The sequence below is a fragment of the Streptomyces sp. NPDC002537 genome, assembly GCF_053594975.1.
Genome location: NZ_JBSFWT010000023.1, coordinates 37,404 through 61,525, shown reverse-complemented (window position 1 = coordinate 61,525; position 24,122 = coordinate 37,404). Strand labels below are relative to the sequence as shown.

17 protein-coding genes are annotated in these 24,122 nt (G+C 72.0%); 13 read left to right on the top strand and 4 right to left on the bottom strand.

Annotated features, from left to right (window positions below; translation table 11 throughout):
* The first annotated feature begins 49 nt into the window (after positions 1 to 49).
* On the top strand, positions 50 to 1,672 hold the full coding sequence (gene groL / locus ACWD4A_RS13625) for a chaperonin GroEL (protein ID WP_451193297.1): 1,623 nt from the start codon (positions 50 to 52) through the stop codon (positions 1,670 to 1,672).
* A gap of 102 nt (positions 1,673 to 1,774) precedes the next feature.
* Here the strand turns inward: groL and ACWD4A_RS13620 are convergent, their stop codons facing one another.
* A complete protein-coding gene (locus ACWD4A_RS13620) occupies positions 1,775 to 2,548 on the bottom strand; it encodes an SDR family NAD(P)-dependent oxidoreductase (RefSeq protein WP_451193295.1) in 774 nt (257 codons plus the stop codon).
* Between the two features lie 132 nt (positions 2,549 to 2,680).
* On the opposite strand from ACWD4A_RS13620, the gene ACWD4A_RS13615 reads away from it, so the two are divergent.
* Positions 2,681 to 3,595, top strand: a complete 915-nt coding sequence (locus ACWD4A_RS13615) for a LysR family transcriptional regulator (protein ID WP_451193292.1) — start codon at positions 2,681 to 2,683, stop codon at positions 3,593 to 3,595.
* A 45-nt stretch (positions 3,596 to 3,640) separates the two neighbouring features.
* Here ACWD4A_RS13615 and ACWD4A_RS13610 read toward each other — a convergent pair whose 3' ends face one another.
* Positions 3,641 to 3,952 carry a WhiB family transcriptional regulator gene (locus ACWD4A_RS13610; RefSeq protein ID WP_451193289.1) on the bottom strand — a complete coding sequence of 104 codons (312 nt, stop codon included), beginning with the start codon at positions 3,950 to 3,952 and terminating at the stop codon, positions 3,641 to 3,643.
* Positions 3,953 to 4,329: 377 nt separating this feature from the next.
* Here ACWD4A_RS13610 and ACWD4A_RS13605 point away from each other — a divergent pair, with 377 nt between their 5' ends.
* The 5 genes from ACWD4A_RS13605 (at position 4,330) to ACWD4A_RS13585 (ending at position 10,244) form a co-directional block, all read left to right on the top strand.
* Positions 4,330 to 4,941 carry a response regulator transcription factor gene (locus tag ACWD4A_RS13605; RefSeq protein ID WP_003948568.1) on the top strand — a complete coding sequence of 204 codons (612 nt, stop codon included), beginning with the start codon at positions 4,330 to 4,332 and terminating at the stop codon, positions 4,939 to 4,941.
* A gap of 369 nt (positions 4,942 to 5,310) precedes the next feature.
* Positions 5,311 to 5,910, top strand: coding sequence for a sigma-70 family RNA polymerase sigma factor (locus tag ACWD4A_RS13600; protein ID WP_451193287.1), 600 nt, complete (start codon positions 5,311 to 5,313; stop codon positions 5,908 to 5,910).
* A 121-nt stretch (positions 5,911 to 6,031) separates the two neighbouring features.
* On the top strand, positions 6,032 to 7,534 hold the full coding sequence (gene guaB, locus ACWD4A_RS13595) for an IMP dehydrogenase (protein WP_451193285.1): 1,503 nt from the start codon (positions 6,032 to 6,034) through the stop codon (positions 7,532 to 7,534).
* Between the two features lie 184 nt (positions 7,535 to 7,718).
* Positions 7,719 to 8,846: a GuaB3 family IMP dehydrogenase-related protein gene (locus tag ACWD4A_RS13590; protein WP_451193284.1), complete on the top strand. Its 1,128-nt coding sequence runs from the start codon at positions 7,719 to 7,721 to the stop codon at positions 8,844 to 8,846.
* Between the two features lie 243 nt (positions 8,847 to 9,089).
* Positions 9,090 to 10,244 carry a rod shape-determining protein gene (locus ACWD4A_RS13585; RefSeq protein WP_451193282.1) on the top strand — a complete coding sequence of 385 codons (1,155 nt, stop codon included), beginning with the start codon at positions 9,090 to 9,092 and terminating at the stop codon, positions 10,242 to 10,244.
* Positions 10,245 to 10,361: 117 nt separating this feature from the next.
* On the opposite strand, the gene ACWD4A_RS13580 is transcribed toward ACWD4A_RS13585, so the two are convergent.
* Positions 10,362 to 11,633, bottom strand: a complete 1,272-nt coding sequence (locus ACWD4A_RS13580) for a nucleotide sugar dehydrogenase (protein ID WP_451193281.1) — start codon at positions 11,631 to 11,633, stop codon at positions 10,362 to 10,364.
* A 459-nt stretch (positions 11,634 to 12,092) separates the two neighbouring features.
* On the opposite strand from ACWD4A_RS13580, the gene ACWD4A_RS13575 reads away from it, so the two are divergent.
* The 3 genes from ACWD4A_RS13575 (at position 12,093) to ACWD4A_RS13565 (ending at position 18,653) form a co-directional block, all read left to right on the top strand.
* Positions 12,093 to 13,799 carry a glycerol-3-phosphate dehydrogenase/oxidase gene (locus ACWD4A_RS13575; protein ID WP_451193280.1) on the top strand — a complete coding sequence of 569 codons (1,707 nt, stop codon included), beginning with the start codon at positions 12,093 to 12,095 and terminating at the stop codon, positions 13,797 to 13,799.
* 301 nt (positions 13,800 to 14,100) lie between these two features.
* Positions 14,101 to 15,882, top strand: a complete 1,782-nt coding sequence (locus ACWD4A_RS13570) for a protein kinase domain-containing protein (protein WP_451193278.1) — start codon at positions 14,101 to 14,103, stop codon at positions 15,880 to 15,882.
* A 284-nt stretch (positions 15,883 to 16,166) separates the two neighbouring features.
* Positions 16,167 to 18,653 carry a protein kinase gene (locus ACWD4A_RS13565; RefSeq protein WP_451193275.1) on the top strand — a complete coding sequence of 829 codons (2,487 nt, stop codon included), beginning with the start codon at positions 16,167 to 16,169 and terminating at the stop codon, positions 18,651 to 18,653.
* Between the two features lie 43 nt (positions 18,654 to 18,696).
* On the opposite strand, the gene ACWD4A_RS13560 is transcribed toward ACWD4A_RS13565, so the two are convergent.
* Positions 18,697 to 20,271: a class I adenylate-forming enzyme family protein gene (locus ACWD4A_RS13560; protein ID WP_451193273.1), complete on the bottom strand. Its 1,575-nt coding sequence runs from the start codon at positions 20,269 to 20,271 to the stop codon at positions 18,697 to 18,699.
* A gap of 81 nt (positions 20,272 to 20,352) precedes the next feature.
* Here ACWD4A_RS13560 and ACWD4A_RS13555 point away from each other — a divergent pair, with 81 nt between their 5' ends.
* Genes ACWD4A_RS13555 through ACWD4A_RS13545 form a run of 3 tightly spaced genes read left to right on the top strand, consistent with a single transcriptional unit; the run spans position 20,353 to position 23,817 of the window.
* On the top strand, positions 20,353 to 21,567 hold the full coding sequence (locus ACWD4A_RS13555; protein WP_451193272.1) for an amidohydrolase family protein: 1,215 nt from the start codon (positions 20,353 to 20,355) through the stop codon (positions 21,565 to 21,567).
* 6 nt (positions 21,568 to 21,573) lie between these two features.
* Positions 21,574 to 22,743: an acyl-CoA dehydrogenase family protein gene (locus ACWD4A_RS13550; RefSeq protein WP_451193270.1), complete on the top strand. Its 1,170-nt coding sequence runs from the start codon at positions 21,574 to 21,576 to the stop codon at positions 22,741 to 22,743.
* 3 nt (positions 22,744 to 22,746) lie between these two features.
* Complete coding sequence (locus ACWD4A_RS13545; protein WP_451193269.1) at positions 22,747 to 23,817, top strand: acyl-CoA dehydrogenase family protein; 1,071 nt, start codon at positions 22,747 to 22,749, stop codon at positions 23,815 to 23,817.
* Positions 23,818 to 24,122: the final 305 nt, after the last annotated feature.

The following is a 24,122-nucleotide window of genomic DNA, read 5'->3' as shown; positions in this document are numbered from 1 at the left end:
GGCCACTGTTGCGTGGCCCAGGATCGCAACGAGAGGACTTGAAGCAACCATGGCGAAGATCCTGAAGTTCGACGAGGACGCCCGTCGCGCCCTCGAGCGCGGCGTCAACAAGCTGGCCGACACGGTCAAGGTGACGATCGGCCCCAAGGGCCGCAACGTCGTCATCGACAAGAAGTTCGGTGCCCCGACCATCACCAACGACGGTGTCACCATCGCGCGCGAGGTCGAGCTCGACGACCCGTACGAGAACCTGGGCGCCCAGCTCGTCAAGGAGGTGGCGACCAAGACCAACGACATCGCGGGTGACGGCACCACCACCGCCACCGTGCTGGCGCAGGCGCTGGTCCGCGAGGGTCTGCGCAACGTCGCCGCGGGTGCCTCCCCGGCCTCCCTGAAGAAGGGCATCGACGCTGCGGTCAAGGCCGTCTCCGAGGAGCTCCTCGCGACCGCCCGTCCGATCGAGGACAAGTCCGACATCGCCGCCGTCGCCGCGCTGTCCGCGCAGGACAAGCAGGTCGGCGAGCTCATCGCCGAGGCGATGGACAAGGTCGGCAAGGACGGTGTCATCACCGTCGAGGAGTCCAACACCTTCGGCATGGAGCTGGACTTCACCGAGGGCATGGCGTTCGACAAGGGCTACCTGTCGCCGTACATGGTCACGGACCAGGAGCGCATGGAGGCCGTCCTCGACGACCCGTACATCCTGATCCACCAGGGCAAGATCTCCTCGATCCAGGACCTGCTGCCGCTCCTGGAGAAGGTCATCCAGGCCGGTGGCTCCAAGCCGCTGCTGATCATCGCCGAGGACGTCGAGGGCGAGGCGCTCTCCACCCTCGTCGTCAACAAGATCCGCGGCACCTTCAACGCCGTCGCCGTCAAGGCGCCCGGCTTCGGTGACCGCCGCAAGGCGATGCTCGGCGACATGGCCACCCTCACCGGTGCCACCGTCATCGCCGAGGAGGTCGGCCTCAAGCTCGACCAGGCCGGTCTGGACGTGCTGGGCACCGCCCGCCGCGTGACCATCACCAAGGACGACACCACCATCGTCGACGGTGGCGGCAACCACGAGGACGTCGTCGGCCGCGTCAACCAGATCAAGGCCGAGATCGAGTCCACGGACTCCGACTGGGACCGCGAGAAGCTCCAGGAGCGCCTCGCCAAGCTCGCCGGTGGCGTCTGCGTCATCCGCGTGGGCGCGGCCACCGAGGTCGAGCTCAAGGAGAAGAAGCACCGTCTGGAGGACGCCATCTCCGCGACCCGCGCCGCGGTCGAGGAGGGCATCGTCTCCGGTGGTGGCTCCGCGCTCGTCCACGCCGTGAAGATCCTCGAGGGCAACCTCGGCAAGGAGGGCGACGAGGCCACCGGTGTCGCCGTCGTCCGCCGCGCCGCCGTCGAGCCGCTGCGCTGGATCGCCGAGAACGCGGGCCTCGAGGGCTACGTCATCACCTCCAAGGTGGCCGAGCTCGACAAGGGCCAGGGCTTCAACGCCGCCACCGGCGAGTACGGCGACCTGGTGAAGGCCGGCGTCATCGACCCGGTCAAGGTCACCCGCTCCGCCCTGGAGAACGCCGCCTCCATCGCCTCCCTGCTGCTCACGACCGAGACCCTGGTCGTCGAGAAGAAGGTCGAGGAGGAGGCCGAGGCCGGTCACGGTCACGGCCACGCCCACTAAGGCCGACTCCGGTCGCTGAACGGCCCGAGGCCCGGCACCCTTTCGGGGGCGCCGGGCCTCGGCCGTTCCCGGAGACGTACGCGGTCGTACGCGCCGCGCGGGTTACTTCGGCCCGTACTTGCGGCCCGTCGTGGAGGACGCCCGGGACACCGCGCCGCGCGGGGCCAGCCGCATCAGACCCGTGAGCGCCTTGTAGCGCGGGTCCGGCACGGACAGGGTCTTGCCGTGCGCCAGGTCGCGCAGCGCCGCGGCGACCACTTTGTCGGCGTCCAGCCACAGCCAGTTGGGGACGTTGTCCGTGCCCATGCCCGCCCGCTCGTGGAACTCCGTACGGACGAAACCGGGGCACAGGGCCATCAGCCGCACGCCCGTACCCGCCAGGTCCCGGGCCACGCCCTGGGTGAACTGCACGACCCACGACTTGCTCGCCCCGTACGTGCCGCGCGGGGTGAACGCGGCCACCGACGCGACGTTGACCACCGCGCCCTTGCGGCGCTCCCGCATCCCCTCCGCCGCCGCCGACGTCAGCCGCAGCACCGCCTCGCAGTGCACCTTGAGCATCCGCAGCTCGTCGGCCATCGAGACCTCGAGGTACGCGCCCTTGTTGCCGAAACCGGCGTTGTTGACCAGCAGGTGCACCGGGCGGGCGGCGTCGCGGAGCCGCTCCTCGACGAGCTCGATGCCCTTGTCGTCGGCCAGGTCCGCGCGGAGCACCTCGACCTCCACGCCGTGCCGGTCGTGGAGCTCGGTCGCCTGCGCGCCGAGGCGTTCCTCGTCCCGGGCGACGAGGACCAGATCGTGGCCGTCGGCCGCGAGCCTGCGCGCGAACGCGGCGCCGATCCCGGCCGTTGCTCCTGTGATCAATACAGTCGTCATACCGGCACGTTAGAGCCCGGTGGCACGTCGTGTGGAGTGCATCACCCGAACGTAGGGGCCCTTCCTTACGCCTCACTCAAAGTGGTGAAGGGGAACTAACGATCACCCCCAAGGTGGGCTTATGCTCGAAGGATGATCGAGGCTCGTCATCTGAGGGTGTTGCGCGCGGTGGCCACCACCGGTTCGTTCTCGGCGGCCGCGCGGGAGCTGGGGTGCACCCAGCCCGCCGTCAGCCAGCAGATGAAGGCGCTGGAGCAGTCCACGGGCACGCCGCTGCTGATCCGTACCGGGCGCGAGATGCGCCTCACCCAGGCGGGTGAGGCCCTGGTCCGGCACGCCTCCGGAATCCTGGCCGGGCTGACCGCGGCCGAGGAGGAGATCGCGGCGATCGCCGGGCTGCGGGCCGGGCGGGTGCGGATGGTGTCCTTCCCCAGCGGCAGTTCGACGCTGGTGCCGGGCGCGCTCGCGCGGATGCGGGCCGCCCACCCCGGTACCCGGGTCTCCCTGGTCGAGGCGGAGCCGCCGCGTTCGGTGGAGATGCTGCGGGACGGTGACTGCGAGATCGCGCTGGCCTTCCGCTATCCCGAGGTGCGGGGCTCCGACCCCGCCGCGGCCGCGGAGTGGGACGACCTGGTCGTCCGGCCGCTGCTGACCGACCGGCTCATCGGCGTGGTGCCGGAGGGGCACCGGCTGGCTGGCGCCGACCGGATCGGGATCGAGGACCTGGCGGAGGAATCGTGGATCGCGGGCTGCCCGCGCTGCCGCCGACACCTGGTCGAGGTGTGCGAGAGCGCCGGCTTCACCCCGCGGATCGACTTCGCGACCGACGACTACCCGGCGGTGTTCGGTCTGGTCGGTGCGGGGCTGGGGGTGGCGGTGATGCCGGACCTGGCGCTGGAGACGGTGCGGCCCAAGGGCGCCGTGACCGTGCCGGTGGAACCCCTGGTCCAGCGCGAGATCGTGGCCCTCACCCTGCCGGACCTGGCCCGGGTGCCGGCCGTCTCGGCCATGCTGGACGAACTGGCGACGGCGACCGCCCGCCCGTAGCCCCCTCGTACGGCGGGGGGCCGGGGGACGCGCCCGCGGCGGGTGCTACGCCCCCGTAGGGGTCACCGAGATGACGCGGTGCCGGGCGCGGCCCATGAGCTCTTCGCGCTCGTCCTCGGTGAGGCCGCCCCACACCCCGTACGGCTCGCGGACGGCGAGCGCGTGCGCCGCGCACTCCGCTCGTACGGGACAGCGCATGCACACCTCCTTGGCCGAGGTCTCGCGCGCGCTGCGGGCCGCGCCGCGCTCGCCCTCGGGGTGGAAGAACAGAGAGCTGTCGACCCCGCGGCACGCCGCCAGGAGCTGCCAGTCCCACAGGTCGGCGTTGGGACCGGGAAGGCGGGAGAAGTCTGCCATTGCTATCCCCTCGAAGCGATCCGTCGGTGATCCGTCGGTGGAAGCAGATGTAAATATGACTGATTGCGAATCTAGTCATAGACACCAGCAAATGGGAAGAAAAACTGCTCCGCGTGGGCAAATGGGGCATAGTCAGTGCGCCGCAAAGGGCGCCCCCAATGCGCCCTGCTCCGTGTCCGCGCCCTCACGTAGAGTGCCGAACGTGGCCGACCGACCCCGTAACTCTTTCGGGTGACCGTCGTTGAGAGGGCGAGGCGGTTGACGGATGAAGCAGTCGGGCACATGCCCGAACCTGCCGGAGAGCGTCGATCGCACAGGTGACGATCAGTACCAGCCTGGAGGCTCAAGGTGACGCGCATCAGCTGCGGAGGACGGCCATGACATCCGTCCTCGTCTGCGACGATTCCCCGCTTGCCCGAGAGGCGCTCCGCCGTGCGGTGGCGACCGTGCCCGGCGTCGAGCGAGTGACGACGGCCGCCAACGGCGAGGAAGTCCTCCGCCGCTGGGGCGCCGATCGTTCGGACCTCATTCTGATGGACGTACGGATGCCCGGACTCGGCGGTGTCGAGACGGTCCGTCGGCTGCTCTCCGCGGACCCGGGAGCGCGCATCATCATGCTCACGGTCGCCGAGGACCTCGACGGGGTCGCGCTCGCCGTGGCCGCCGGAGCGCGCGGCTATCTGCACAAGGACGCCTCGCGCGCGGAGCTGCGGGCCACCGTGACACAGGCGCTCGCCGACCCGACCTGGCGGCTCGCCCCGCGGCGGCTGCGCTCGGCGGAGATGGGCGCTGCGCCCACCCTCACCGCGCGGGAGATCCAGGTGCTCGAGGGGATGAGCCACGGCCGTTCCAACGCGGAGATCGGCCGGGAGCTGTTCCTCTCCGAGGACACCGTGAAGACCCACGCGCGGCGGCTGTTCAAGAAGTTGGGCGCCTCGGACCGGGCGCACGCCGTGGCGCTCGGCTTCCGCTGGGGCCTGGTCCGCTGAGCCGGGTGTGGCGCGCAGCGCCGTGAGGTCGCGGTGCGCGCCACCCGGGTAGGTGATCGTGCCGTGACCTCAGTGCGTCGCGGTCCAGCGCCGAAACTCCGAGCGATGCCGCATCCTTGGAGTGTGACCCCTCCCCGGCCGGAGGCCGAGGCTTCTCACTCGGCCGGCGATGACCCCATGACGGACAATCCCTGTCCCGTGCCCCGTGATACCGGCACAAGCTATCGGTGGAGTCGTGAGGGCGGGGGCGGGTATACCCGGAAGGGGGAGACGCTAGACGTGAGTACGAGGACACCTACGCGTAACGGTTCGATGCACGACTATGAAGGCGGTGCCGTGGATCGCTTGGCGTCAAGGCACCATGGACCGATGCGCGACGACGACACGGCGGGTTCCCCCGCGGCCGCCCCGGGGGAGATCGGCGCACTCGTCACCCTCGCCGTCGAGGGGGACCGGCGGGCCACACACGATCTGCTCGCGCTGGTGCACCCGCTCGCGCTGCGCTACTGCCGCACCCGGCTCTCGCGGCTGCCGGGGGACGCCCGGCACTTCGTCGACGACCTGGCGCAGGAGGTCTGTCTCGCGGTGCTGTGCGCGCTGCCGCGCTACCGCGACACCGGCCGTCCCTTCGAGGCGTTCGTCGTGGCCATCGCCCAGCACAAGGTCGCCGACCTCCAGCGGGCCGCGATGCGCCACCCGGGCAGCACGGCCGTGCCCTCCGACGAGATGCCCGAGCAGCCCGACGACTCGCTGGGTCCGGAGGAGCGGGCGCTGCTCAGCAGCGACGCCGAGTGGGCCAAGAAGCTCCTCGCCAATCTCCCGGAGAACCAGCGCGAGCTGGTGCTGCTGCGCGTCGCCATCGGGATGACGGCGGAGGAGACCGGTCAGATGCTCGGCATGTCGCCGGGCGCGGTCCGGGTCGCCCAGCACCGGGCGCTCAGCAGGCTGAGGGCGCTCGCCGAGCAGTGACCGACGGGCTCCTTGTGTGAATGTCCAAGTGATGCGGGACTCAGCCGTCGTGGAATGGGACACGTGTGACGGCCGTTAGCATGGGAGTCCGCGCTGAGGCAAGACCATTTGGGAAGGTGTCATGACTGACAACGTCGACGGAATGCCCAGGAAATTCGCGATGCTCGGTCTGACATACGACGACGTCCTGCTGCTGCCGGGCGCCTCAGAGGTTCTGCCGAACGCCGTGGACACCTCGTCCAGGGTTTCGCGCAACGTCCGGGTGAACATCCCGCTGCTGTCCGCGGCGATGGACAAGGTGACCGAGGCGCGCATGGCCATCGCCATGGCGCGGCAGGGCGGCGCCGGTGTCCTGCACCGCAATCTCTCCATCGAGGACCAGGCCAACCAGGTCGACCTGGTCAAGCGCTCCGAGTCCGGCATGGTCACCGACCCGATCACGGTCCGCCCGGACGCCACGCTCGCCGAGGCGGACGCGCTGTGCGCCAAGTTCCGCATCAGCGGTGTGCCGGTCACCGACCCGGCGGGCAAGCTCCTCGGCATCGTCACCAACCGCGACATGGCCTTCGAGTCCGACCGCAGCCGTCAGGTGCGCGAGGTCATGACCCCCATGCCGCTGGTCACGGGCAAGGTCGGGATCTCCGGCGAGGACGCCATCGAGCTGCTCCGCCGCCACAAGATCGAGAAGCTGCCGCTGGTCGACGACGCCGGTGTGCTCAAGGGCCTGATCACGGTCAAGGACTTCGTCAAGGCGGAGAAGTACCCGAACGCCGCGAAGGACTCCGAGGGCCGGCTGGTCGTCGGTGCCGCGGTGGGTGTCGGCGACGAGGCGTACGAGCGCGCCCAGGCGCTGGTCGAGGCCGGGGCCGACTTCCTGGTCATCGACAGCGCCCACGGCCACAGCCGCGGCATCCTCGACATGATCGCCAAGGTCAAGTCCAACATCAACGTCGATGTCGTCGGCGGCAACGTCGCGACCCGTGACGGCGCCCAGGCGCTGATCGACGCGGGCGTGGACGGCGTCAAGGTCGGCGTCGGGCCGGGCTCGATCTGCACCACCCGCGTCGTCGCGGGCATCGGCGTGCCGCAGGTCACCGCGATCTACGAGGCCGCGCAGGCGTGCCACGCGGCCGGTGTGCCGCTGATCGGCGACGGCGGTCTGCAGTACTCGGGCGACATCGCCAAGGCGATCGCCGCCGGTGCGGACACGGTGATGCTCGGCTCGCTGCTCGCGGGCTGCGAGGAGTCGCCGGGCGAGATGGTCTTCATCAACGGCAAGCAGTTCAAGTCGTACCGGGGCATGGGCTCGCTGGGCGCGATGCAGTCGCGCGGCCAGGCCCGCTCGTACTCCAAGGACCGCTACTTCCAGGACAACGTCCTCTCCGAGGACAAGCTCGTCCCCGAGGGCATCGAGGGCCAGGTGCCCTACCGCGGCCCGCTGGCCTCGGTGGCCCACCAGCTCATCGGCGGCCTGCGCGCCTCCATGGGCTACGTCGGCTCGGCGAACGTCCAGGAGCTCAAGGACAAGGGCACCTTCGTCCGCATCACGTCGGCGGGCCTCAAGGAGAGCCACCCGCACGACATCCAGATGACGACCGAGGCGCCGAACTACTCGCGACGCTAGACGGTGCTTCCGGCCGGGGGTCCGGGGGTTGCCCCCGGGCGGTGCGGTCAGATGACGACAGAGGCGCCGAACTACTCCCGACGGTAGTAGTCCAGGTTTCAAGGAGCCCGTGGCCGTTCAGGCCGCGGGCTTCGCCGCGTCGGGGATACTGGGATGCGGCAGACGTAGAAGGAAAGGCCACAACGTGACTGAGATCGAGATCGGGCGCGGCAAGCGCGGCCGCCGGGCGTACGCGTTCGACGACATCGCCGTCGTCCCGAGTCGCCGTACCCGCGACCCGAAGGAGGTCTCGATCGCCTGGCAGATCGACGCCTACCGCTTCGAGCTGCCGTTCCTGGCCGCACCCATGGACTCGGTCGTCTCGCCCGAGACCGCCATCCGCATCGGTGAGCTGGGCGGCCTGGGCGTGCTCAACCTCGAGGGCCTGTGGACCCGCTACGAGGACCCGGAGCCGCTGCTCGCCGAGATCGCCGAGCTGGACGAGACCGCCGCGACCCGCCGCCTGCAGGAGATCTACGCCGCTCCGATCAAGGAGGAGCTGATCGGGCAGCGCATCAAGGAGGTCCGCGACTCCGGTGTCGTGACCGCTGCCGCGCTCTCCCCGCAGCGCACCGCGCAGTTCTCCAAGGCCGTCGTCGACGCGGGCGTGGACATCTTCGTCATCCGCGGCACGACCGTCTCCGCCGAGCACGTCTCCGGCGCCGCCGAGCCGCTGAACCTGAAGCAGTTCATCTACGAGCTCGACGTCCCGGTCATCGTCGGCGGCTGCGCGACGTACACCGCCGCGCTGCACCTGATGCGCACGGGCGCGGCGGGCGTCCTCGTCGGCTTCGGCGGCGGCGCCGCCCACACCACCCGCAATGTGCTGGGTATCCAGGTCCCGATGGCGACCGCGGTCGCCGACGTGGCCGCCGCCCGCCGCGACTACATGGACGAGTCCGGCGGCCGCTACGTGCACGTCATCGCCGACGGCGGCGTGGGCTGGTCCGGCGACCTGCCGAAGGCCATCGCCTGCGGCGCGGACGCCGTGATGATGGGCTCCCCGCTCGCCCGCGCCACCGACGCGCCGGGTCGCGGCTTCCACTGGGGCATGGAGGCCGTCCACGCCGACGTGCCGCGCGGCAAGCGCATGAACCTGGGCACGGTCGGCAGCACCGAGGAGATCCTCACCGGTCCCTCGCACACCCCGGACGGCTCGATGAACATGTTCGGCGCGCTGCGCCGCGCGATGGCCACGACGGGCTACAGCGAGCTCAAGGAGTTCCAGCGGGTCGAGGTGACGGTCGCGCCGTCGCAGCACGACAAGCACTGACCTCCGAGGTCGTACTGCCGCAAGGCTGTACCGAAGGGCCCGGACCGCTGCTGCGGTCCGGGCCCTTCGGCATGCCGGGCCTCTCGCCGTGCCAGGCCTCTCGTCATGCGGGCGCGGGCGCGGGCGCGAGCCCGGTGCCGCGGGCCGGAACTCCGGGGCCCTGACGACACCGCCGTCACCGACAGCGAACGTACCGCTGTGAACTCCGTATAAAAGTTCGACTCTAAGGAATAATGGCAACTTATGGCGCAAAGCAAGTCGTTCAGCGGCAGGGACATGGGGATCGACCTCGGCACGGCGAACACGCTGGTGTACGTGCGGGGTAAGGGGGTTGTGCTCAACGAGCCATCAGTTGTCGCCGTCAACGCCGAGGACGGCAGCGTGCTGTCGGTCGGTCACGAGGCCAAGGAGACCATCGGCCGCACCCCCTCGAACATCGTCGCGGTCCGACCGCTGCGCGACGGCGTCATAGCCGACTTCGAGATAGCCGAGCGGATGATGCGGCACTTCATCAAGAAGGTGCTGGGCAACCGCCTGTTCACCCGCCCGCGCGTCGTGGTGTGCGTGCCGTCCGGCATCACCGGCGTCGAGCGCCGCGCGGTCATCGAGGCCGCGTCCCGGGCCGGGGCCCGGCAGGTGCACCTGGTGGAGGAGCCGATGGCGGCGGCGATCGGCGCGGGGCTGCCGGTCAGCGAGCCGACCGGCTGCATGGTCGTCGACGTCGGCGGTGGCACCACCGAGGTCGCGGTGATCTCGCTGGGCGGCATCGTCACGGCGCGCTCGGTGCGGACGGCCGGCGACGCGATGGACGTGGCCATCACCTCGTACGTGAAGAAGAAGTACGCGCTCGCGATCGGTGAACGGACCGCCGAGGAAATCAAGATGAGCATCGGCTCGGCCTCGCCGACCGGCTCGTGGACCGCCGCCGGCCTGACCGCGCTCGCCCGGCAGCTGGAGAAGAACGACGGCCTGGAGGACGCGGGAGGCGACCCCGAGGAGACCCAGGGCCTGCTGCCGCCGGACCGCTTCACCATTCGCGGTCGCGACCAGGTCAGCGGTCTGCCGAAGACGCTGGAGCTGACGGCCGACGAGATCCGGCACGCGCTGACCGAGCCGGTCGACGCCATCGTCATGGCGGTGCGGCAGACGCTGGACGAGACGCCGCCGGAGCTCGCGGGCGACATCATGGACCGCGGCATCGTCCTCACCGGCGGCGGCGCGCTGCTGCGCGGCCTGGACGTACGGCTCAGCAAGGAGCTCGACATCCCGGTGCTCGTGGCCGACGAGCCCCTGGACTGCGTCGCCGTGGGCACGGGCCGGTGCGTGGAGGACTTCGCGTCCCTGAAGACGGTGCTGGACGCGCAGCCGGGACGCCTGCTCGGAACCGGCCGACTGTAAGCGGGCGTCCGGCTCCCAAACCTCGGACGGGCCGATTCCTCCGGCCCGTCCGAGTGACTTCCCGAGTGACTTCCCGAGTGGCTTCCCGACTGACTTCCTGTGACTTCCCGAGTGACTTCACAACCGGTGAGCGGCACCGGCCGGGGTCGCCCCGCGGGTGTCGAGCAGCAGCTGCGCCTTCACGGCGAGCCCCTGGAGGTCGTACGTCCGGTGGTGCTGGAGCAGCACCGTCAGGTCCGCCTCCGCCGCCGCCTCGTAGAGGCAGTCCGCCCGTGGCACCGGGCGGCCCAGCACGCGCCACTGCGGCACGTACGGGTCGTGGTAGCTGAGCTGCGCCCCCAGTTCCATCAGCCGGGAGGCGATCTCGCGGGCGGGCGAGCCCTCCTGGTCGCCGGTGTCCGCCTTGTAGCTGACGCCCAGCAGCAGCACGCGGGCGGCGCGCGCGGACTTGCCGTGCTCGTTGAGGAGCGTGGCGCAGCGCTGGGTCACGTAGCGCGGCATCCGCCCGTTGACCTCCTGCGCTAGCTCGACCATGCGCAGGGGGTAGCCGAGGCTGCGCCCTTTGTAGGAGAGGTAGTTGGGGTCGACGGGGACACCGTGGCCGCCCACTCCGGGGCCGGGCCGGAAGGCCTGGAAGCCGAACGGCTTGGTCTCCGCGCAGCGCACCACGTCCCACATGTCCACGCCGATGTCGTGGCAGTAGACCGCCATCTCGTTCGCGAGTGCGATGTTGACGTGCCGGTAGTTGCTCTCCAGGACCCGGACCGCCTCGGCCTCGCGCGGCCCGCGGGCGCGGACGACCTTCTCGCAGATCCGCCCGTAGAACGCGGCGGCGGCCTCGGTGCAGGCGGAGGTGAGGCCGCCGAGGACCTTGGGGGTGGTGGCGTAGCCGTGGGTGCGGTTGCCGGGGTCGACCCGGCTGGGGGAGTACGCGAGGTGGAAGTCGCGCCCGGCGCGCAGCCCGGAGCCCGCCTCCAGCAGCGGGCGGAGGTACTCCTCCGTGGTTCCGGGGTAGACGGCCGATTCCAGCAGCACCGTGGTGTGCGGACGCAGCCGTGCCGCGAGGGTGCGGGCGGCGTCGCCGATGGGCGTCAGGTCCAGCGCCCGGTCCTCGCCCAGCCGGGTGGGCGCGCAGATCACGGCGGTACGGACCCGGTCGAGCTCGGCGTCCGCGGTCGTGGGCCGGAAGCCCGCGGCGAGCATCCTGCGGACGTCGGCGGCGGTGAGGGCGGCGTCGGCGCCCTCCGAGGGCAGCCGCCCGGCCCGGAGCTCGGCGACGGTGTGCGGGTCGGGGTCGTAGCCGATGGTGGCGATGCCGGCGGCGGTGGCCGCCCGGACGAGCGGGAGGCCCAGATGGCCCAGTCCGATGACGGCGAGATCTGCGGGCATGGCGAGACGGTCCTTCCCGGAGGGCCGAAGCCTGGACGGCCCCTGGACGGGGGTACATCAGGTTAAGCGGATATATGACTGTTATGCGGGATTGCTGCGGCGTGGCTCGCGCGGGTGTGCTCCGGCGTGGTGGTCGAGGCACTGGGCGGCACCGGCCCCGCACGGCCCGCGCGCGGTCTCGTGCGCGGTCCCGTGCGGCGCGTGCTCGCGCGGCTCCGGCGCGGCCGAAGCGGCCGATCTGAGGCAGCATCGAAGGGAGCGCGTGCCCGCTCGGCACGGCGGTGCGGGCGACAGCGGCACCGGCGGACGGTATCGACAGCGGGTGGCGACGACAGAGCCGGAGCAAGAGGCGAACAGCGGCTGTGCGAACGGCGGCGAAGTGGTCTACGGCAGAGCGGTCCGGAAGTGGTCCGGAAGCGCTCTGGAAGCGGTCTGGAAGCGGTCTAGCGGGAGGCAGCGGTGAGGACAGCGACACTCGGGCCGGTCGAGCGTGGCGAGGCGCTCGCCCGGATGGCGGAGCGGGAACTGGACATCCTTGTGGTCGGTGCCGGCGTGGTCGGCGCGGGCACCGCGCTCGACGCGGCGACCCGGGGGCTCACGACCGGGCTCGTCGAGGCGCGCGACTGGGCGGCCGGTACCTCCAGCCGGTCCAGCAAGCTCATCCACGGGGGGCTGCGCTATCTGGAGATGCTCGACTTCGCCCTGGTGCGGGAGGCGCTGAAGGAGCGCGGGCTGCTGCTGGAGCGGCTCGCTCCGCACCTGGTGAAGCCCGTCCCCTTCCTCTACCCCCTGCAGCACCGGGGCTGGGAGCGGTTCTACGCGGGGTCGGGCGTGGCCCTCTACGACGCGATGTCCGTCTCGTCGGGCCACGGGCGCGGCCTGCCCACCCACCGCCACCTCACCCGCGGGCGCGCCCTGCGGATCGCGCCGTGCCTGCGGAAGGACGCCCTGGTCGGCGCGTTGCAGTACTACGACGCCCAGGTGGACGACGCGCGCTACGTCACCACCCTCGTGCGCACCGCGGCCGCCTACGGCGCCGACGTGGCCAACAGGGCGCGCGTGGTGGGCTTCCTGCGGGAGGGCGAGCGGGTCGTCGGCGCCCGGGTGCGCGACCTGGAGCAGGGCGGTGAGTTCGAGATCCGGGCCCGGCAGATCGTCAACGCCACCGGCGTCTGGACCGACGACACCCAGAAGCTGATCGCCGAGCGCGGCCAGTTCCACGTGCGGGCGTCCAAGGGCATCCACCTGGTCGTGCCGAAGGACCGTATCCACTCCACCACCGGGCTGATCCTCCGTACGGAGAAGAGCGTGCTCTTCGTCATCCCGTGGGGCAGGCACTGGATCATCGGCACGACCGACACCGACTGGGACCTGGACAAGGCGCACCCGGCCGCGTCCAGCGCGGACATCGACTACCTGCTGGAGCACGTCAACTCGGTGCTCGCCGTGCCGCTCACCCGGGACGACGTACAGGGCGTGTACGCGGGACTGCGTCCGCTGCTGGCGGGGGAGTCGGACGCGACGAGCAAGCTGTCCCGCGAGCACACCGTGGCGCACCCCGTGCCGGGGCTGGTGGTCGTGGCGGGCGGCAAGTACACGACGTACCGGGTGATGGCCAAGGACGCGGTGGACGAGGCGGTGCACGGGCTCACGCAGCGGGTGGCGGACTGCGTCACGGAGGACGTGCCGCTGGTGGGTGCCGAGGGCTACCGCGCGCTGTGGAACGGGCGCGCGCAGATCGCCCGGCGCACGGGTCTCCATGTGGCGCGCGTCGAGCACCTGCTCAACCGGTACGGCTCGATGGTGGACGAGGTGCTGGACCTCGTCACGTCCGACCCGACCCTCGGCGACCCGCTCTCCGGCGCCGACGACTACCTGCGCGCGGAGGTCGTCTACGCGGCCTCGCACGAGGGGGCGCGCCACTTGGACGACGTGCTGACCCGCCGGACCCGTATCTCGATCGAGACCTTCGACCGCGGCACCCGCTCCGCCCGCGAGGCCGCCGGGCTGATGGCCCCCGTGCTGGGCTGGGACCACCTCCAGGTCGAGAAGGAGATCGAGCGCTACGAGAAGCGGGTCGAGGCGGAGCGCGAGTCCCAACTCCAGCCCGACGACCAGACGGCGGACGCGGCGCGGCTGGGCGCGCCGGACGTCCAGCCGATTTAGGCGCTTTACGGGCGTCTTGACGTCATGGGTGGCTCAACGGCCGGTCCGAGCTGAGGGGGCGTCGCCTGACGAACCGTACATACGCGCCACTAACCGGGCAGTCATGAGCATCCCGTGACAGCCTTCCCGGTGAGGGAACCGCCACGGCCGAAACCCGGTCCCTTAACTGAAGAACGGGCGTCGGCATGCGGCCATCATCGGAGGGCCCGCGGACCCTGGCCTTCCACAGGTCCGCGGATGAGAGACAATGGTGGCTCTGCCAGGGTGGGTTGGTCGCAGAGCTGATTGCCAGAGGGGACGCATGTCGGAGGCGGAGCAGACGCAGGGCACGGCAGGGCGCCTCCTGGCCGGGCGGTACCGCCTCGGGGACGTCCTGGGGCGCGGCGGCATGGGCACGGTCTGGCGGGCGACCGACGAGACCCTCGGCCGTGTGGTCGCGGTCAAGGAACTGCGGTTCCCCGCCAACATCGACGAGGACGAGAAGCGCCGCCTGATCACGCGCACGCTGCGCGAGGCGAAGGCCATCGCCCGCATCCGCAGCGCGGGCGCGGTCACCGTCTACGACGTGGTGCACGAGGACGACCGGCCGTGGATCGTCATGGAGCTCATCGAGGGCCGCTCGCTCGCCGACGTCATCCGTGAGGACGGCCCGCTCAAGTGGCGGCGGGCCGCCGAGGTCGGGCTGGCCGTCCTGGACGTGCTGGGCGCCGCGCACCGCCAGGGCATCCTGCACCGCGACGTGAAGCCGTCCAACGTGCTGATCGCGGACGAGGGCCGGGTGGTCCTCACCGACTTCGGCATCGCGCAGGTCGAGGGCGACCCGTCGGTCACCTCCACGGGAATGCTCGTCGGCGCGCCCTCGTACATATCCCCGGAGCGCGCACGCGGCCAGAAGCCCGGCCCGCCCGCGGACCTGTGGTCCCTGGGCGGCCTGCTGTACGCGGCCGTGGAGGGCGCCCCGCCGTACGACAAGGGGTCGGCCATAGCGACCCTCACCGCCGTCATGACGGAACCGCTCGGCCCGCCGCGCAACGCGGGGCCGCTCGCGGAGGTCATGTACGGGTTGCTCGCCAAGGACCCGGAGAAGCGGCTGGACGAGGCGGGGGCGCGGGCGCTGCTGAACGGTGCCGTCAACGCCCCGGACGAGCGGCTGCCCCCGGTGCCCGCCGAGCCCGAGATGGAGGCGACGCAGGCGATCGCCATTCCGTCGATCCCGGAGGCGAAGGCTCCGTCGGGACCCGAGCGGAAGGCCGCACCGAAGTCCCCGGCGAAGCCCTCGCCCAAGTCGGCGCAGCAGAAGGCCACCGAGCCCGAGCGTGCCCGGCAGACGCCGTCGGCCGCGAGGCCCGCGGCCGGGAACGGCGGGCCCGGCGCGGGCGGCGGTCTCCAGCGGGTGCAGTGGGAGAAGGCCTCGGTCATGGAGGTCGTGCCGCGCCGCACTCTGGTCATCGTCGCGGTCGTCGTCGTGCTCGCCGTCATCGGCACGGTGCTCGCCTTCGCGATGAACAACAACGGCGGGGACAAGGGCGCCGAGGGCAAGGGCGTCGGTACCGCCTCCGCGTCCGTCCCCGGCGGGCCGCCCGGCGCGGTCACCGGCGGACAGCCGGGCACGGCGGGCAAGGCGTCCTTCGCGCGCGTCGAGAACGATGCCTACCAGTTCGAGATCGACATGCCCAAGGGCTGGCAGCAGACGGGCACCGCGGGGGACCACTCCGGTGCCGTCTACAGCGCGGCGGGCGGTTTCCCCCGCCTCCAGGTCGACTTCGGCCCCGATCCGCAGTCGGACGCCGCCAAGGCGTGGCGCGAGGCCGAGACCGGCGCGAAGCGCAGCATGAAGAACTACAAGGGCCTCGGCATCGACGAGGTCCACGGCTGGGACGGCCGCGACTACCCGACCGTCGCCGACTGGTCCTTCGAGCGCGACCAGGACGGCAAGCGCGTCCGGGTCCTCGACCGCGGCTTCAAGGTCGACGACGACCACGGCTACGCCATCATGATCACCTGTGAGAAGGCCAAGTGGGACGGCCCGGAGTGCCGTGAGCTCCGCGAGACGGCGCTGAGGACGTTCACTCCGGAGGACTGAACCGCGGGGGACTGAACTGCGGGGCCGCCGGTTCCCGGTCGGTTCCCAGGGCCGGTGGCGCGGGGCCAGGGAGGGACCGGCCCATTCGTAGGGCTGATGTGGCTGGACTGACCACGTAGTGAGCGACGTACTGAGCCGTACGCGCCCGAAGGGGCGCCTTCGGCACGTATCGTGAGTTGTCGTGGACGGTACGCAACCGCAATAGGCGGCTGAATGACCGGTGTTGACGGTCAGTGGGGCCGTTCTGCGGGCGACGGTGCGGATCACACGCATGGGGAGGCGTCGTGGACGACTACGCGGGACGGGTGCTCGCCGACCGCTATCGCCTGCCGCTGCCGCCGTCCGACGTCTTCGAACTCGTCGAGACCCGCGCCTTCGACACCTACAGCGGGCAGGAGGTCCTCGTCCGGCAGATCCCTCTGCCCGAGGTCGTCGAGGCCGAAGTCGTGGGCGGGGACGCGGCGTACGGGAGCGGGGCCGGCTCCGCGCGCCGTGAGCCCGGTGAACCGGCGGTGCGGCGCGCGCTGGCCGCCGCCGGGGCCGCGGCGCGGATTCCCGACCACCCCAGACTCGACCAGGTCTTCCACGTCTTCGCCGAGGCGGGCAGCCTCTGGATCATCAGCGAACTCGTCTCCGCCCGGCCGCTCGCCGCGCTCCTCGCCGAGCGCACGCTCTCCCCGCACCGCGCCGCCGAAGTGGCCGCCGACGTCCTCACCGCCCTCCGCGCCCTGCACACCCAGGGCTGGACCCACCGCAACATCACCACCCGCACCGTCCTCATCTGCGACGACGGCCGTGCCATCCTCACGGGCCTGGCGGCGGGCGCCGCGGAGGAGGCCCTCTGCGGCTACGACCCGGTCCCGGAAGCGCGCCCTGGGGCCGGCGATCCGTCCCGCCCGGCGAACGAGGCCCAGGGGCCGGGGCGGAGCCCGGGTCCGGGGGGTCCGGGGGGTCCGGGGGCGCGGCCTCCGGTTCCGGGAAGGGACGGGGCGGGGGAGAAGCCCCCGCCTCCCACGGCGGCGGGCGGTGGCACCCAGCCCCCGGGCACCCCACGCCCCGTCCGTGCCCCGCGCAGCGGCGCCATCGCCGCCTACCGCGCGGGCGCCCGCGCCGCGGCCGCCCGTACGGCGGCGGGGAACGCGGCCCACACCTCGTCCGGCACGTCCACCTGGGGCGGCGGCAGCGCGGCCAGTGGTACGGCACCCGCCCCCGCGCCCGCGCTCCCCACCGGGGGAAAGGGCGGCAAGGCCCTGCCCGGACCCCGCCCTGCCGCCCCCGAGCGGCACAACTCCCCGGTGCCTCAATCCCCGTTGTCCCAATCCCCATTGCCTCAATCTCCGGTGCCTCAATCTCCGTTGTCCCAAGGCGGGTCGGAAAAGGGCCCTGGGAGTGGTCAGGGAACGAGCACGGTGCCGCCCGGCGGACCCACCGGCTGGGGCTCCGAGACCCGGACGGGAGGCGCCCACGCCGCCGAACGGGCCAGGCAGGCGCGGATGGTGGTGGTCGGTGCCGTCACCGAGCGCTGGGCGCCCGAGCAGGCGTGGCCGGTGCAGGAGAGCTGGCAGCTCGCCCCGCCCGTCGGCCCCGCGGCCGACCTGTGGGCCCTCGGCGCCCTGCTCTTCCGCATCGTGCAGGGCCACGCCCCGTACCCCGAGGACAGCACCACCGACCTCGTCCAGCTCGTCTGCGTGGAACCGCCCGCGTACGCGGAGGAGTGCGGGGCGCTGCGCCCCGTGGTCGAGTCCCTGATGCGCAAGGACCCCGCGGAGCGGCCGGAGTTCGAGGAGCTGCGCGGCTGGCTGCGGTCCCTGATCCGGTCCGCGCCGGAGCCGGACGTCGGCAGCCGTACGGTCACCGTGCCGTCGATCGGGCCGGGCGCTGCCGCCGACCAGCACCGGCTGCCCGCCATACGGCGCAAGGGCGAGCTCGTGCGCCGCAGGCGCGGCCGCGCGGTTACGGCGGCGGACCCGGCGGCCGCCCATGGGCGGCACAAGAAGACCGCCAAGGACCAGCTGCAGCCCCGCGCCCGGACGCACACCACCGGGCACCTCCAGGGGCAGCTCGTGCAGCGCACCCCGCGCAGCCTCGGCAGGCTGCTGCTGGGCCTGATCCTGCTCCTGCTGATCGGCGCGGTGCTGTACGCCCTGCTGCTGATGCCGGGTGCGGACGAGAGCGCGGGCCGGTCGCCGACAAGCCGGACGGGCGCGACCGCGGCGGGGAGCACCGCCTCCGACGTCCCCGCCCCCAACGCCCCGGCCACCACGGGCAGATCCGCCACCGCCGCGCCCCTGGACGGGCGGACCGCCGACGGTGACGGCCCGGCGAAGGGCTTCGCCCTGCGTCAGGACCCCAAGGGCTTCACGGTGGCCGTCGCCAAGGACTGGCAGCGCCGTGGCGAGAACGACCGGGGCCAGGTGGTTTATTTCGGCGACGACTGCCAATTGGTCGTCGTTCCCGGCCGGGACAAGGTCGCGGAGTTCGGCGGCGACCCGATGGCCTACCAGCAGGACAAGGAACCGGAGCTCGACGCGTACCGCTCGTCCTCCTGGTCGGGCGCCTCCGGCCTGCGCCGCATCGACGTCGGGAAGAGCGCCTCGGCGGAGGGCGCCTTCAACTGGAACGACAGCAGCGGCCGCCAGGTCTATGTGCGCAACTCCGCGATGATCCTGGACGGCCGTTACCACGTGCTCCAGGTGATCGGCCCGATGAACGAACAGCGGGCCGTGGACGGCTACTTCGACCAGGCCACCGCCAGCTACCGCACCCGCTGAGTCGTTCACCCCGAGTCGACCGCCCCGAGTCATCTGTCCTGAGTCATCCGCCGGAGAAGCGCTCGCGCAACTCCTGCTTGCGGACCTTCCGGAGCGGCCCGCCGCGGGGCAGCGCGTCGACGAGCTCCAGCTGCTCGGGGAACTTGCGCACGGACAGCCCCGCGTCCCGCAGGTGGGAACCGATGTCGCCGAGGGTGAGCGGGGCGGCTCCGGCGCGCTGTTGGACGACGGCGCAGACGCGTTCCCCGCGCACCGGGTCGGGGAGGCCGATCACGGCGACGTCCTCGACGCCCGGGTGCGCGTGGAGGAGCCGCTCGACCTCCTGCGCGGAGATGTTCTCGCCCTTGCGGATGATGATGTCCTTCGCTCTCCCGGTGAGCACGAGGTGCCCCTCCGCGGTGAGGTGACCGATGTCCCCGGTGACGAGGCAGCCGTCCGCGTCGAACGCCCCGGCGTGCTGCGCGGGGTCGAGGTAGCCGCGGCAGACGGCCTCGCCGCGCAGCCGTACCGCCCCGTCCACGCCGGGCGGTACGGGGGAGCCGTCCGTGTCGACGATCCGGAGCTCCATACCCGCTGCGGGCCGGCCCTCCGTGGTGGCCAGGTGCTCCGCGGTGTCGTCCGGGTCCCCCATGGTGATCATGGGGGCTTCGGTCATGCCGTAACCGTGGATCAGCCGGCAGCCCAGTTCGCGGACGACCTCGTGGTGCAGTCCGGGCGGCCGGGGCGCGCCGCCGCCCGCCATGAGGCGGAGCGCGGGGAGCAGCCTGCGGGCCGGGTCCTTGCGCTGTTCGGCCAGGAACATCGCGTAGAAGGCGGTGGAGCCGCCCGCCAGGGTGACGCCGTGGCGGCGGTAGGCGCCGAGCGAGGCGGGGAGCGCGAAGTGCTCCAGGAGGACCGACGGGAAGCCGCGCAGCAGCATCATCACCGTGTAGTCGGGCCCGGCCACGTGCGCGTACGGGAAGGCCATGGAGCCGACGTCGTCCGGGGTGGGGCGGAGGGCGTCGGCGAGCGCGGCCCCGGCGGCGATCAGGCCGCGGTCCGTGTGCAGGGCGCCCTTGGGGTCGGAGGTCGTGCCGGACGTCCAGTAGACCCAGCGGACGGCCGTGCCGTCGGCGGGCGGCGGCGGGAGGACTGCCGGGTCGCCCTGGGGGAGGGCGTCGTACGCGGTGAACACCCGCAGCGGGGTGGGGAGTCCGGCTGCCAGGCGGCGGGCCATCGCCGTGTGGTCGAAGCCGCGCCACACGCCGGGCACCGCGAGGAACTCCGCCCCGGTGGCCCGGAGCGCGTGGCCCGCCTCCAGGTCGCGGTGGAAGGGGACGAGAGGCGTCTGCACCGCGCCGAGGCGGGTCAGCGCGAAGGTGAGGACGACGGTCTCGACGCGGGTGGGCAACTGCCAGGCGACCCTGCTGCCGGGGCGCACCCCGAGCCCGTACAGCCCCGCCGCGACCCGCTCCGCGTGCGCGTGCAGCCCGCCGAAGGACAGCCGTCTGTCGTCCCCTGCGGGGCCGGGGTCGTCGGCCTGGACGAGCGCGGTGGCGCCGGGGGTGCGGGAGGCGCGGCGCTCCAGCAGCTCCCACAGGGTGCGGGAGGCGGCCAGGTCGTCTTCGGTACCGGTCATGGGATCCTCCCCGCCTCGATGCCACGGCTTGTCGGCCCGGAGGGGCCGCACTAGCCTCCATTCTGACGGAGCGTCAGAAAAATGGGAGGGTCCGCCGTGGAACTGCCGCGCATCGTCAGCGTCGACGACCATGTGATCGAGCCGGCCCACCTCTTCGCCGCCTGGCTCCCCGCCCGGTACCGCGACCGGGGTCCCCGGCCGGTCACCACGGGTATCGGCCGACTCGCCTATGTGGGTGGCAAGTACGTCACCTCCATGGACCCCGAGGGGCCGCCCGCCGACTGGTGGGTCTACGAGGACCTCGCCTTCCCGTACAAGCGCAACATCGCCGCCGTCGGCTTCGACCGCGACGACATGACCCTGGAGGGCATCACCCGGGAGGAGATGCGGCCCGGCTGCTGGGACCCGGCGGCGCGCCTCAAGGACATGGACCTCAACCATGTGGAGGCGTCCCTCTGCTTCCCGACCTTCCCCCGCTTCTGCGGCCAGACCTTCGCGGAGGCGCGCGACAAGGAGGTCGCGCTCGCCTGTGTGCGCGCCTACAACGACTGGATGGTCGAGGAGTGGTGCGGCGACAGCGCAGGCCGCCTCGTACCGCTCTGTCTCATTCCTCTGTGGGACGTCGGCCTCGCCGTCGCCGAGATCCACCGCAACGCGGCGCGGGGCGTGCGCGCCGTGACCTTCAGCGAGATCCCCACCCACCTGGGCCTGCCCAGCATCCACTCGGGCCACTGGGACCCCTTCTTCGCCGCCTGCCAGGAGACGGGCACCGTCGTCAACATGCACATCGGCTCGTCCTCGCAGATGCCCGCCGCCTCCCCGGACGCCCCGGTCGCGGTCCAGGCCACCCTGTCCTTCAACAACGCCATGGCGTCCATGACCGACTTCCTCTTCAGCGGTGTCCTGGTGCGCTTCCCCCGCCTCAAACTCGCCTACAGCGAGGGCCAGATGGGGTGGATCCCGTACGCACTGGAACGCGCCGACGACGTCTGGCGGGAGCACCGCGCCTGGGGCGGAGTGCGGGACCTGATCCCCGAACCGCCCTCCACCTACTACTACCGGCAGATCTTCTGCTGCTTCTTCCGCGACAAACACGGAATCGCGTCACTCGATACGGTGGGCCGCGACAACGCCACCTTCGAGACCGACTACCCCCACGTCGACTCGACCTTCCCCCACACCAGGGACGTCGCCCTCGACCACGTACGGGGGCTGGACGACGAGACCGTCCACAAACTGATGCGCGGCAACGCCATCCGCATGCTCGGTCTCGACCTCGACCGGCCGCGCGCCTGACCGCCCATGGACCTCACCGCCACGGAAGAGGACGAGGCCTTCCGGCGGCAGCTGCGTGCCTGGCTGCGAAGAACTCTGCCGGCCCTGCCGCCCAAGCCGCCCGCCACGGACTGGCCCGCCCGCCGCGTCCACGACTGCGCCTGGCAGCGCGCCCTGCACGACGCCGGTTACGCGGGACTCCACTGGCCCGTCGACGCCGGTGGCCAAGGCGCCACCCCCACCCGGCACTTGATCTTCCTGGAGGAGACCGAACGGGCCGGGGCCCCCTACGTGGGAGCCAACTTCGTCGGGCTCCTGCACGCCGGACCCACCATCGCGGCCGAGGGCACGGCCGCCCAGCGGGCCCGCTGGCTGCCCCCCATCCTGCGTGGCGAGGAGGTCTGGTGCCAGGGCTTCTCCGAGCCCGAGGCGGGCTCCGACCTCGCCGCCCTGCGCACCCGCGCCGAGCGCGACGGCGACGGCTACGTCGTCACCGGCAGCAAGATCTGGACCTCGCACGCCCAGGTCGCCGACTGGTGCGAACTCCTCGTCCGCACCGACCCGTCGGCCCCCCGGCACCGGGGAATCACCTGGCTCGCCATGCCGATGGACGCGCCCGGGGTGACCGTGCGGCCCCTGCGGACCCTCGCCGGGTCCGACGAGTTCGCCGAGGTGTTCCTCGACAGGGTGCGGATTCCCGCCGCCCACCGCCTCGGCGCGGAGAACGACGGCTGGCGCGTCACCATGGTGACCCTCGCCTTCGAGCGCGGCACGGCCTTCGCGGGCGAGGTCGTCGCCTGCCGCCGCGTCCTGGCCGGCCTGGCCCGCACGGCCCGCGCGAACGGCCGCTGGGACGACACCGTGCTCCGCCGTCGTCTGGGGCGGCTGAACGCCGAGTTCACGGCGCTCTGGCGGCTGATCCAGTGGAACGCGGGCGAGGCCGGACACCCGGCCCGCACGGGCGGCGGCACGGTGCCGGGAACCAGTGGCTCCGTCTTCAAACTGCGCTACTCGGAAGCCCGCCAGGAGCTCTACGACGCGGCCGCCGACGTCCTCGGGCCCGCATCCCTCGACGCCGACCACCCGTGGACGGCGGACCGCCTCTCCTCGCTCTCCTACACGATCGCCGCGGGCACCTCCCAGATCCAGCGGAACATCGTCGCCGAGCGCGTCCTCGGACTCCCCAGAGCGTGGTGACCCATGACCTTCCGGCCGAACGACGACCAGCGCGCCCTTCAGGCGGGCATGCGCGCCCTCCTGGCCGCCCGCTTCCCGCGCGAGCGGCTACGAGCGGCCGTGGACGGCCCCCAGCGGGCCCCGGACCCCGGAGCGGGCCCGGGACCCGGTCCCGGCCCGGACCGGGACCTGTGGCGGGCTCTCGGGGACGCCGGGTTCTTCGCCCTGCGCCTGCCCGAGGAGGACGGCGGCGCGGGCCTCGGACTACCGGAAGCCGTGCTCCTCTTCGAGGAGGCGGGACGCGCCCTGCTGCCCGGCCCCCTGGCCGTCACCCACCTCGCCGCCGGGCTCGTCCCCGGCGCGGCCGACGGCACCCGGATCGTCACCGCCGTGGACGGACCCGGCACGGCCGAACACCTCGCGACCGCCGACGCCGTACTGCTCCTCGACCGCCCCACCGCCCGCGTGCTGCGGACGGAAACGGGCGAGGCCCCGTGCGCGCTCGACGCCCGGCCCTTCCGCTCCGTCGACCCGGCGACCCCCCTGCACCGGGTGGGCGAGCCGCCATCTTCCCTGGCCGCACGCCCCGTTGACCCGCCCGCCGACACCGCACGACTGCGGCGCGAAGCGGCCCTGCTGACCGCGGCCCAGCAACTCGGCAGCGCCCGGCGCACCCTTGAGCTGGCCGTCGCCCACGCCCGCGGCCGCACCCAGTTCGGCCGGCCGATCGGCGCCTTCCAAGCCGTGCAACACCTGTGCACCCACATGCTCGTGCGGGTGGACCTGGCCCGCGCGAGCGTCTACGCCGCGTCACTGACGGAGGACCCCGCCGAAATCTCCGGCGCCAAGCTGCTTGCGGACAGTGCAGCCATCCGCAACGCCCGTGACTGTCTGCAAGTACACGGTGGCCTGGGCTTCACCTGGGAAGCCGACATTCATCTGCACGTGAAACGGGCCTGGGTGCGGGCCGCGCAGTGGCAATCGACCGCAGAATCGGAGGAATTCCTTGCGAATGAGCTGCTCATGAGCGGTGCCGCGGGAAATGCGCCAGATGTTTGGACGGGCGCCCTGGGCAGTGAAAATATCCGGGTGTAATCGGCATGGGCGAAATGCCGGTCATGTCATACATAACAGTTCGCAGAACGCCGATATCAGGCTGTGTCCGGTGCGTTACTCGTGACAGGGCGGAGTCGGCTCCGCCCTCGGGTACTCTCCCTTGGATGCGAGTTGTTCAGAGGCGCAGCAAGCCGGGTGTCGTCCTTGTGGCGATGCCGGGCGGGAAAATGTCTGGCACTCGCGTCGGAATGGGGCCCGTGGTCCCCCGATGTTCGAGTCTCCGCAGCGCGCGTCGCACAGTATGCAGCACGCATACTCCTTTGCGCCGGAATATGCCCGAAGCG

Bases quoted from the DNA above. Each gene is read 5' to 3' on its own strand.
- ACWD4A_RS13610 (WP_451193289.1), bottom strand. From the start codon at position 3,952: ATGGCAGACTTCTCCCGCCTTCCCGGTCCCAACGCCGACCTGTGGGAC.
- guaB (WP_451193285.1), top strand. From the start codon at position 6,032: ATGACTGACAACGTCGACGGAATGCCCAGGAAATTCGCGATGCTCGGT.
- ACWD4A_RS13605 (WP_003948568.1), top strand. From the start codon at position 4,330: ATGACATCCGTCCTCGTCTGCGACGATTCCCCGCTTGCCCGAGAGGCG.
- ACWD4A_RS13620 (WP_451193295.1), bottom strand. From the start codon at position 2,548: ATGACGACTGTATTGATCACAGGAGCAACGGCCGGGATCGGCGCCGCG.
- ACWD4A_RS13600 (WP_451193287.1), top strand. From the start codon at position 5,311: ATGCGCGACGACGACACGGCGGGTTCCCCCGCGGCCGCCCCGGGGGAG.
- ACWD4A_RS13550 (WP_451193270.1), top strand. From the start codon at position 21,574: ATGGACCTCACCGCCACGGAAGAGGACGAGGCCTTCCGGCGGCAGCTG.
- ACWD4A_RS13585 (WP_451193282.1), top strand. From the start codon at position 9,090: ATGGCGCAAAGCAAGTCGTTCAGCGGCAGGGACATGGGGATCGACCTC.
- ACWD4A_RS13555 (WP_451193272.1), top strand. From the start codon at position 20,353: ATGGGAGGGTCCGCCGTGGAACTGCCGCGCATCGTCAGCGTCGACGAC.
- groL (WP_451193297.1), top strand. From the start codon at position 50: ATGGCGAAGATCCTGAAGTTCGACGAGGACGCCCGTCGCGCCCTCGAG.
- ACWD4A_RS13560 (WP_451193273.1), bottom strand. From the start codon at position 20,271: ATGACCGGTACCGAAGACGACCTGGCCGCCTCCCGCACCCTGTGGGAG.
- ACWD4A_RS13545 (WP_451193269.1), top strand. From the start codon at position 22,747: ATGACCTTCCGGCCGAACGACGACCAGCGCGCCCTTCAGGCGGGCATG.
- ACWD4A_RS13615 (WP_451193292.1), top strand. From the start codon at position 2,681: ATGATCGAGGCTCGTCATCTGAGGGTGTTGCGCGCGGTGGCCACCACC.
- ACWD4A_RS13580 (WP_451193281.1), bottom strand. From the start codon at position 11,633: ATGCCCGCAGATCTCGCCGTCATCGGACTGGGCCATCTGGGCCTCCCG.
- ACWD4A_RS13570 (WP_451193278.1), top strand. From the start codon at position 14,101: ATGTCGGAGGCGGAGCAGACGCAGGGCACGGCAGGGCGCCTCCTGGCC.